Origin of the sequence: Microcystis sp. M079S1, assembly GCF_020246425.1 — a bacterium.
Lineage (GTDB): Bacteria > Cyanobacteriota > Cyanobacteriia > Cyanobacteriales > Microcystaceae > Microcystis > Microcystis aeruginosa.
In genome coordinates this window covers 1-8,996 of the sequence record NZ_JADBSZ010000343.1, presented here as the reverse complement: position 1 = coordinate 8,996, position 8,996 = coordinate 1, and the positions used below count along the sequence as shown (strand labels likewise).

The 8,996-nt window shown below is 42.4% G+C and carries 11 protein-coding genes; 3 read left to right on the top strand and 8 right to left on the bottom strand.

Translation table 11 applies throughout. The annotated features are described in order from the left end of the window. From IM456_RS22180 to IM456_RS22165, 4 genes are all read right to left on the bottom strand, one after another. Positions 1-125: helix-turn-helix domain-containing protein (locus tag IM456_RS22180; protein WP_287712807.1), on the bottom strand; the 125-nt coding region annotated here is incomplete at its 3' end. A gap of 137 nt (positions 126-262) precedes the next feature. Continuing rightward, complete coding sequence (locus IM456_RS22175; RefSeq protein WP_002784283.1) at positions 263-670, bottom strand: ferredoxin; 408 nt, start codon at positions 668-670, stop codon at positions 263-265. Continuing rightward, complete coding sequence (locus IM456_RS22170; RefSeq protein ID WP_287692324.1) at positions 670-1,056, bottom strand: DUF1257 domain-containing protein; 387 nt, start codon at positions 1,054-1,056, stop codon at positions 670-672. The genes IM456_RS22175 and IM456_RS22170 overlap by 1 nt, the downstream gene beginning before the upstream one ends. 44 nt (positions 1,057-1,100) lie before the next feature. Beyond that, positions 1,101-1,316, bottom strand: a complete 216-nt coding sequence (locus tag IM456_RS22165; RefSeq protein WP_002762645.1) for a DUF2997 domain-containing protein — start codon at positions 1,314-1,316, stop codon at positions 1,101-1,103. Between the two features lie 310 nt (positions 1,317-1,626). On the opposite strand from IM456_RS22165, the gene bioU reads away from it, so the two are divergent. After that, positions 1,627-2,628, top strand: a complete 1,002-nt coding sequence (bioU, locus tag IM456_RS22160) for a (S)-8-amino-7-oxononanoate synthase BioU (RefSeq protein WP_149988129.1) — start codon at positions 1,627-1,629, stop codon at positions 2,626-2,628. Here bioU and IM456_RS22155 read toward each other — a convergent pair. The 4 genes from IM456_RS22155 to IM456_RS22140 all read right to left on the bottom strand — a co-directional run bounded on the left by IM456_RS22155 (position 2,625) and on the right by IM456_RS22140 (position 7,070). Beyond that, entirely contained in the window at positions 2,625-3,551 is a 927-nt protein-coding gene (locus tag IM456_RS22155) for an RluA family pseudouridine synthase (protein WP_149988130.1), read from the bottom strand. The genes bioU and IM456_RS22155 overlap by 4 nt on opposite strands. A 344-nt stretch (positions 3,552-3,895) precedes the next feature. Beyond that, a complete protein-coding gene (locus IM456_RS22150; protein ID WP_149988131.1) occupies positions 3,896-4,999 on the bottom strand; it encodes a roadblock/LC7 domain-containing protein in 1,104 nt (367 codons plus the stop codon). 254 nt (positions 5,000-5,253) lie between these two features. After that, complete coding sequence (locus IM456_RS22145) at positions 5,254-6,000, bottom strand: TRAFAC clade GTPase domain-containing protein (protein WP_149988132.1); 747 nt, start codon at positions 5,998-6,000, stop codon at positions 5,254-5,256. A gap of 728 nt (positions 6,001-6,728) precedes the next feature. Further along, positions 6,729-7,070: a phage holin family protein gene (locus tag IM456_RS22140; protein ID WP_147071903.1), complete on the bottom strand. Its 342-nt coding sequence runs from the start codon at positions 7,068-7,070 to the stop codon at positions 6,729-6,731. A 210-nt stretch (positions 7,071-7,280) separates the two neighbouring features. Between IM456_RS22140 and IM456_RS22135 the strand changes: the two genes are divergently transcribed. Both IM456_RS22135 and IM456_RS22130 read left to right on the top strand, forming a co-directional pair. Next, on the top strand, positions 7,281-7,670 hold the full coding sequence (locus tag IM456_RS22135) for a DUF8738 domain-containing protein (RefSeq protein WP_149988133.1): 390 nt from the start codon (positions 7,281-7,283) through the stop codon (positions 7,668-7,670). A gap of 343 nt (positions 7,671-8,013) precedes the next feature. Next, positions 8,014-8,370, top strand: coding sequence for an iron-sulfur cluster assembly accessory protein (locus IM456_RS22130; protein WP_287692317.1), 357 nt, complete (start codon positions 8,014-8,016; stop codon positions 8,368-8,370). The last annotated feature ends 626 nt before the right edge of the window (positions 8,371-8,996 follow it).

The following is an 8,996-nucleotide window of genomic DNA, read 5'->3' as shown; positions in this document are numbered from 1 at the left end:
TACCAAGCTTGTGTTCGTTCGTGGAGAGCTTTGTTGTAAACTAATCTTACACAGCCCAATGTGCGCCGCAATAGCGACTCTTGTGTTGGTGTGGGGTAAAATCGAAACGAATAGGCTTTTTCCATACCTCACATTTTAGCATATATTTCGTAAACGATGCTCATATTTAACAGTAAAGCCGTCGTAGAACGACGGGGTTTCAGACCCAAATTTTCGATGACTTCTAGGAAATAATAGGTGGATGAGGCTGTACCTATCCACCCTAGATATCTAAATCTGCGGGGCTAAATTTCTTGTGAATCTGAGGAAAACCTAACTGTTTAATCACTTGATGTTTGCGTTCTTCCTCGAGGAATTGCAAATTATTATAATTAACCCAGTGAATACAGTTAACCGGACAAGTCTCGATCGCTTCTTGAATAATTTCTTCTTCGTCACCGTCCTGATTATAGACGCGAGAGCGACCGTATTCGCCTTCAATAAAAAAGGTATTGGGGGCAACGTGGGCGCAGTGTTTACAACCGATACAAGTGACCTCATCGACGTAAACCGCTTTCTGGCGCTGTAAACCACCCAATTCAGGCTCAAAACCAGTGCGATCGGGGGAATCTCTCAGGAATCCCCCTAACTCTGGTTCAAAACCAGAGCGTTCGGGAGAAAAATCAGCCATTAGGCACTCCAACGTTGTACCACTAGACGAATGGAACCATCAGTATTTTTTTCCTGTGCTGCCACCTGAAAACCCTGTTTAGCAGTTTCTTCCAGGATGGTGTGGTAGGCATAACCTTGATTTACTTTTCTTAAAAATCCTTCTACGGTTAGGGGTTGTTGCCAGTATTGCAAATCCGCAACTAACTCGTACTCGTTACCATTCCAGCGAAAACCGATATCGTAATTGTTATCTTGCTCGATTACCACCTCTGCGGTTAAAGTTTGACCTTGATAACCTTTGACGGGGTGGGAACCCTCTTTCCATTCCATCCCCATATCGCTCAGGGCGGCTTTTAGGTAGGATAGATCGCGGATTTTGGTTTTGATATTGCTAAAGTGTGACATGGTTTTTCAGTGGCTTAAATAAAGGGATCGGGAAAGATGAAAAATTACCAGTCGCTAAAAGTGGCTTCGTTGCTGACTTTCTCTGACTGGCTGACGGTTTGATGGTAATAATCCGAGGTTTTCTCTTGAGACATCAGCTGCCCGAGTTGTGCCTCGATCGCCGCCGTCACCTCTTGACAAGATGAACCGACTATGCCTGTCACCTTTTCCATAACGCGACCATCGGGATAGATGATAAACTCTAGGCTTTCCATGCTCATAGCTCTTCTCGGCGTGATCTGGGGTTTGCAAAGCTCCCTATCGTTTTAATTTACGATAGTTTGCTAATCGTAGCAATCTGGTTAAAATTTTAGCAAAACTTTATATTCTGTAACCCAACTACTCTAATTGTTTGTAAGTTTCCCGTAACTTTTCTTCATCGTCAAGGGCGAACCTTGACCCAGGAGGCACAATTTAACAAAACTACACAAAAAAGACGACCTGAAGCGATAAATTGAAAATAAAGGAGATGCAACGGCGAACCACGACCGCCGAGATCATAGAATTTTGTCTATAGGAATCAGAACAAATATGAATAAACAAACAGCCAGCGATCGCCTTCGGATCGGTGTTTTAGGTTTTGGTGGTTTGGGACAGGCCGCCGCCAGAATTCTCGCCCCCAAACAGGAAATGCTCTGGACTGCCGCCGCCGATAAAGCTGGTTTTGCATACCACAAAGACGGTCTAGATGTCAATACCTGTAACAAAATTTATCATGACCGGGGTTCGATCGGTTATCTGGAAAATTACGGCAGTCTCAGCGAGAACAGTATCGAGGAATTAATCAAAACTGCCGATGTAGAGGGCTATTTTCTCGCCTTGCCGAATTTACCCAACAATTTCATGGCCGATATCGCTAAAACTTTCATTCGCTTGGGTTGGCGCGGGGTTTTAGTCGATGCGCTCAAACGTACCAGCGCCATGGAACAAATCTTAGCACTACAAGCAGACCTAGAAGCCGCCGGCATCACCTACATGACCGGCTGCGGTGCCACCCCCGGACTGTTAACTGCTGCCGCTGCCCTAGCTGCCCAGAGTTATGCAGAGATTCATAGCGTTAAAATTACCTTTGGCGTGGGAATCGCCAACTGGGAGGCTTATCGTGCCACTATTCGCGAAGATATCGCCCATTTACCCGGTTACGACCCAGAAACGGCGCACCGGATGAGTGATGCGGAAGTGGAAATGCTGTTAAATAAAACCAATGGCATTCTCAGCCTCGAAAATATGGAACACGCAGACGATATTATGCTGGAATTGGCTGGAATCTGTGGACGCGATCGGGTTTCCGTCGGGGGTGTGGTGGATACGCGCAACCCGAAAAAGCCCTTGAGTACCAATGTTAAAGTCACGGGGCGGACTTTTGAAGGCAAAATTTCCACCCATACCTTCACTTTAGGTGATGAAACCAGTATGGCGGCTAATGTCTGCGGGCCGGCTTTCGGTTATCTGAAAGCGGGGGTTTCCCTGCATCGTCGCGGTATCTACGGATTATGGACAGCAGCGGAGATTATGCCGCAATTTGTGCGCTAGGGGTTTCTCTGCCGTAAAATAGCTAAAACTTTCGGGAAAATAGCGGGTAAGGGAGCGATCGCTTCTAGGCTCTCTCCCGTGACCGGATGTACTAAAATTAAACGATGGGCATGGAGTAATTGCCCGGGTAGATTAATCCCGATAGAACGACCTGAACTATAGAGGGGATCCCCAAGAATCGGATGACCGATTTGGCTGCTATGAACGCGAATTTGATGAGTTCTGCCAGTTTCTAGGCGAAATTCCATTAAGGTGTAGTTGCCCAGTCTTTCCTTGACTTGCCAGTGAGTGACGGCATTTCTACCGCCTTTTTCCACGGCAATAATAGCCATCTTTTGCCGATCGCTGCGGTGACGACCGATCGGCAGATCAATTGTACCTGTCTCCGTTTTGGGGACACCGTGGACAAGGGCAATGTATTCCCGGCGGGCAGTTTTGGTTTTTAATTGTGCCTGTAGGTGTTGATGGGCCTGGTCGGTTTTGGCAATAACGATCGCGCCCGTGGTATCCTTATCTAAGCGGTGAACTATACCGGGGCGTTGAATTCCACCAATTCCGACTAAATTTGGGCAGTGATGCAGTAAAGCGTTGACCAAGGTTCCCGATTCGTGGCCGGGAGCCGGATGAACCACTAAATCAGCAGGTTTATTGATAATAATCAGATAGTCGTCTTCGTAAAGAATATCAAGCTCGATCGCCTCGGCGGTTAATTCGAGGGGTTGACTGTCGGGAATGGTAATCTTTAAGCGATCACCTTGACCAACTTTAGTATTTTTATTAGTGCAAATTTGACCATTTAACTGTATATATCCCTGTTCTATCAGTTTTTGCAGCCTCGATCTCGATAAATCGGGCAATTGTGACCCCATCCAAGCATCTAAACGTTCTTTTTTTCCCGCAACTTCTAAGTTTAATTGGTTCATCGGTTTTTAGTTATCAGGGTGTAGGGTGTAGGGGAGAAGGGAGAGGGGAGCAGGGAGCGGGGAGCAGGGAGCGGGGAGTGGGAAGTGGGGAGGTGGGAGATGGGGAATTATGAATTATGAATTAGGAATTGGGGAGAATATAGCGTTTTTCAGTCTGCTGAGGTACAAAAGTTATGGGTTTTAGGCAAAAGGCAAGAGGCAGAAGGCAAAAGGGAAGAAAAATAGGTGTACCTCACTAGCTTAGGAAACGCTATAAATAAAAGTAATCTCCTGACTCCTGATTACTGATTACTGATTACTGATTACTGATTACTGATTACTGATTACTGACTCCTGATTACTGATTACTGATTACTGATTACTGAATTGGTCTGCCCGGGTAAGGAAATATCTGCATTGTTATTATCTTCGGTTTCGAGGACGATCTCGAATTCTTCTACAACGGAATCAAGGAAGGGATTAGCTGCGGGATTTAAGAGAGGAGTTTCGGGGGTGGGGTTAGAGATAGCGAGAATTTTTTGTAATTTTGAGCGAGTTTTCTGGATTTCTACCTCTAACAATCCCGTGAGCGTTTTGCCAGTTTTCACTAAAAGAAAAGCTTGGTCACTGCAAGGGGTTAAGATCAGATGACCCTGGGGACTGCGAATAGCAATTTGTTCCAGATCAGACCAGCTTAATTCCTCTTTTGTGTTATTGGCAAGATAGAGCATTGTTCCTGCTAAGATTAAAGCACTATTGTGTTCCATGCCGATGGAATCAGTCAAAGGTTGACCCTGGGGAGAAACAAGCATGATCCCCTCAATAGCGAGCGGTTTTTCGGCTAATTCTTGCAGGATTTTGGCAATTTCTACCTTATAATTTGGTTCCCTAGGTAAGGTATTTTTAGAGTTATCATAGTTATTATCGGTGGGATGTGGTCGTTGTCGTTCTTTGGTTTCTTTCGAGGAGATAAACCATTGTAGAGGTTTTTCTTCCCGCAGTTGCCGTTGGCTAAACAGACGAATATCTTTAGAAAGTTTAATCCCTAATTCAAAGGCATTTGCCTGATAATTGTCGGCTAAAATTACGGGGTCAAGGGAGATTTTAGCTTCATCTCTGGAAATACGTTTTAGGGGGCCTGCTTCTAGACAGGCAAGGATTTTAAACAGTTGTTTCGAGTCGAGTAGTTCCTGTAAATAATAACAATGAAAGTAGGGGATGTCTCCACGACCAAATTCATCCTTACCATCGTTAATTAACCAACCAAAGAGGGTGTTATGGAAGTCAATTTGATAGATATAGACTCCTTTAAATTTCCTGTCTGGAGGATTATAGGTGTCCCATAACTGAGAGACTATATGTTGATAAAAAAACTGTTGAATCCCTAGGGGGACATTGACACTAGCGATATATTTAAATCCCAGTTGTGAGAAACTGCTATAAATCAGTTGTTCAACGATCAAGGACATGATCTGTAACCTTTAAGCGCTCCTGTGCGCTATTATAAATAATTTTCACACAATTGTGTCTTGTTTCTAGTTTTTGGGGAGATATTTGACGGCATTTCTCCTCAAGATGAACTGTCACCTAATTTGGCGCCGACTCCCCAAAACGAAAACTTCACACCTCACCATTAAGATGACTGTTATAAGGCAGTCAGCAGATTTTTGAGAGATTTTTTTACTAATCTTGCTGTAAATGGATCGGATATAGTGCTGGTCATTTAGGAAAAGTTTACCAGTTGTTGATCGATTTGAGACAATAACCAAGATAGGGAGTCTAAAGCTTGATTTGCTTGCAGTGTCCCTTGCTGGGAATCAATTAAAACTGTTGAGTAAAAAAAACGGTGATTAACTTTTTGCTCTCGCAGTTTTTGCTCCAATTCTTGGACTTTTAATTGTAGGTTTTGCCAGCATTTTTGGTCAGAGACAACTAGATCGCATTTGCTGATAATAATGCCTAAATTAAACCTAGTTTTATTATGGTTAATTATCTCGATCAAGGTTTGAAAAATTCTCAGGTAATTATTATGCTTGTCTGAATCATTTAATAAACTTGCTGCTTCTAAAAACAGTAAACAAGCATTAGCCTGTAAAGCCATATTGACAAAGGCTAAATTATAGATTTGACAACTTTCTCCCGGTATATCCCACCAGCGAATTGTCGCTATTTTATCCGAGCGATCACCGCTTTTTTTCTCTAAACTAAAATCAAAGTTACTGATTTTTAAAGTGGCGGGGGGATATTGACCTGTTCTAGCGACATAATTGAGAATTTTTTCAATATCTTCTTCGCTTTCTTCCTCTTGATATCTGAAGACAATATTAGCCGGATTTCCCGAAGTTGCTTGATTTTTGAAAGTCTGATAAGATGCCGCTAGGAAAACTGTTTTTCCTGCTCCTCTTTGACCGATACTGAGAACTGTATAAATTTTGTTTTCTTGGCTAAGATTTTCCTGATTGTTAGTCATTTTAAAACCTCTAAATTGAATGAAAAAAACTTTTGCTGCGATGATTGTGTCTCTCAAGCCAACACAGACAAGAAAAATTGACTTGAGATTAGTTAATCTCCTTAGCTCAACAATCCCCTGCTACACTCTTGTAGTTATGCTGTCTGGAAAGATGATCGAGAAAGCTTATTAGTCATCTAATTAAGATGATTATATTTGTTTTGTCTGATCGGATCATCCCGGTTAGCCAAATCTTCACAAAAAGTTACTATTCTAATAGTAATTGAACTTGCTCTCGGTGCTTGAGATGGAAATCTTGGGATTAAATTTTCCTGATTTTTAACGACAAAAGCCACGGTAAATCCGTAGAGATTTTCTGGGTGTAGTTCTAAGCGATCTCATACATAAAATAATAAACATACCCTAAAGCCCTCTAGTAAATAATCGATATAACTTGTTTAACACAAACGATAATTTTTGTCAATCTTTTTGTCAATTTATACTAAATCCAGTTATTAAAAACTGATTATTTATTCTCCCTTTTGCCTTTTGCCTCTTGCCTTTTGTCTCTCCTCATAAGTAGCCTATACTCAACGGATTTAGTATTAATTCCCTGATTCTCAAATAAAAACTATCGCTATTTACCAAAAACTAGAGAGACGTTGTTATAATCAACGTCTCTAGATCAGAGTAAGCCAAGCTGTTTTAAACAGAGGATTGCTCACTAATTAACCGAATTATTGCCCACTTTAGTCAACGAAAATGCCATTTAAAACTCCTGAAATGATCGAAACCACGATCGAACCGAATAAAGCAGCAAAAAATGATTTTACCTCAAAGCCACTGATAAAATAGGAGGCTAAAGAAAAGGAAATGGCATTAACCACAAAAATAAATAACCCTAGGGTCAAAATAGTTAAAGGCAGGGTAAAAAGAATCAACAGGGGTCTAATGATAGCATTAATTAAACCCAAGACGACAGCGGCTATCAAAGCCACGGTAAAATTTTTAATTTCTATACCGGGTACTATTTGCGCTGTAATCAATAAAGAGACGGCGGTAATCAACCAACGGAGGAAAAAAGATAACATAAGCCCATCCATCTAAGATAGTTCATCCTCATCTATTTTAATCGCCATCGCCACTTAAAGAGACGGAAGTCTTCAGGAGATGACAACGAACACTGAGAGTGACTGCTGCTTCTGCTCGAAAACCAGAGAGGGAACATAGTATCGGTTACACTGATAATAAAAAGGAAAATTTGATCAGACTATCACCCCCGGAAAGAGGCAGGACTAAACATGATATCTAGAAAAAATTTTAGCCAGAGCCAGCAAGGACAAATCGGTAAAACGAGAATTGTTCGGGTATCAACTGGCATTTTAATGCTAATGAGTCTGCTTTCTCTCCTCTTAGCACCACCTAGTTTAGCATCTCCTGGGCCACCTAATTCGGTCATCACAGCTGCACGTCAAGATTTGAGTCGGAAAACCAAGATATCGGTTAATCGCTTGCAAATTCAAGCAACACAACCACAAACCTGGCCCGATGGTTGTTTAGGATTAGCTAAACCGGGGGAATTTTGTACTCAAGCACTGGTGCAAGGATGGCGAATTATTCTGACTGATAAGCAAAAAACTTGGGTTTATCGCACCGATAGCAGTGGCGCTAATCTCCGCTTAGAAAAGTGAATTTCTTTTGATATTTTCTGGCTGCTTTTTCGGCATCCTCAAAGCAGTGTTTTCCTGATTTGATTATCATCCCCCCAGAAGGTGAACTGTCTCAATCACCCGGTTGGGTGATGAAAATCGGCTGAGAATGGCTCTATGGTTTGTTTCAAGAATCTAGTCGTCTCTGGCAACCCTATTTAATTAATAATCCCAGTTTTTTGCTCCTTTTTGCCCTATAACTCCTGCGAGGCTGGGAAAAGTAAACAGTAATCCAGTCATCAGCCCTCAACTATCGTTAAGATGGATAGGAGAAGGTCAAGTTTTATATGTCCCCTTCAACTGCGTTTAGGAGTTCCTGCTAAAGATGACACAAGCTACTCAGATTCAAGGAAAAGGAATTTTACTCAGTGAGGCTGCCCTCAATCACCTTACCATGCTCAAAGAGCAACAGGGCAAGGATTTATGTCTGCGCGTGGGTGTGCGTCAGGGTGGCTGTTCGGGAATGTCCTATATGATGGATTTTGAGCATCCTAGCAATATTGGCCCCCAAGATGAGGTTTTCGATTACGATGGCTTCAAAATTGTCTCTGATAAAAAAAGCCTGCTCTATCTCTACGGTCTCATGTTAGATTACAGCAACGCGATGATCGGCGGCGGTTTCCAATTCACTAATCCCAACGCCAGTCAAACCTGCGGTTGTGGTAAGTCTTTTGGCGTTTAATTATTTCTCCAGGGTGATAAGCTAAACGGCTTTTACTTCGGATCACCGATATAGACTCCAAAAGGGTTATAGCTATTGGATCATGCAGGTTAAGCGCCGTTTAGCTTACCTTTCACCCCCGCCTCCCAGAGGCGATTTTTTTTTGCCAAAACCCTTGACAAAATCGGAAACTTGCCCTATATTTATTGTATAATGGAAATCCGTGCCTGCCTGCGAACCCTTCATTTTTGGGCTAGATAGGGCTGGCTGAATAAATCTAAAAACCTTGTTGGGTAAGACTTTTAGACTTTTTGGAAACCAAAAAGTGCCAGATCTGGGAGTGATCGGGTGGAAAATTCAGGTACTTTTTCCCTGAAAATTAGGTAATTGACCCCCTCAAAATCGCTAAAACCCTACACCCTACACCCTGCCCCCAGGAAAAACTTTTTGCCGCAAACCCTAGATACCCTCAATGGCACTTGTTTTAAGATTGCGGGGAATAGTAATAGTTAGTAAAAGTATAGTCAAATATAGACAGACTGAATTCCATTTCAGAAATTCCCTTCACTTTTACTTCGAGAGATTAATTCTCCTTGGGTGAACTACGCACCTCTCTATCCCATAGCGGTTAAACGCATTTGGGAATG

Excerpts from the sequence above, each read along its gene's own strand:
- IM456_RS22155 (WP_149988130.1), bottom strand. The coding sequence starts at position 3,551 with ATGAACCAATTAAACTTAGAAGTTGCGGGAAAAAAAGAACGTTTAGAT.
- IM456_RS22130 (WP_287692317.1), top strand. The coding sequence starts at position 8,014 with ATGACACAAGCTACTCAGATTCAAGGAAAAGGAATTTTACTCAGTGAG.
- IM456_RS22135 (WP_149988133.1), top strand. The coding sequence starts at position 7,281 with ATGATATCTAGAAAAAATTTTAGCCAGAGCCAGCAAGGACAAATCGGT.
- IM456_RS22145 (WP_149988132.1), bottom strand. The coding sequence starts at position 6,000 with ATGACTAACAATCAGGAAAATCTTAGCCAAGAAAACAAAATTTATACA.
- bioU (WP_149988129.1), top strand. The coding sequence starts at position 1,627 with ATGAATAAACAAACAGCCAGCGATCGCCTTCGGATCGGTGTTTTAGGT.
- IM456_RS22150 (WP_149988131.1), bottom strand. The coding sequence starts at position 4,999 with ATGTCCTTGATCGTTGAACAACTGATTTATAGCAGTTTCTCACAACTG.
- IM456_RS22140 (WP_147071903.1), bottom strand. The coding sequence starts at position 7,070 with ATGTTATCTTTTTTCCTCCGTTGGTTGATTACCGCCGTCTCTTTATTG.
- IM456_RS22175 (WP_002784283.1), bottom strand. The coding sequence starts at position 670 with ATGGCTGATTTTTCTCCCGAACGCTCTGGTTTTGAACCAGAGTTAGGG.
- IM456_RS22170 (WP_287692324.1), bottom strand. The coding sequence starts at position 1,056 with ATGTCACACTTTAGCAATATCAAAACCAAAATCCGCGATCTATCCTAC.
- IM456_RS22165 (WP_002762645.1), bottom strand. The coding sequence starts at position 1,316 with ATGAGCATGGAAAGCCTAGAGTTTATCATCTATCCCGATGGTCGCGTT.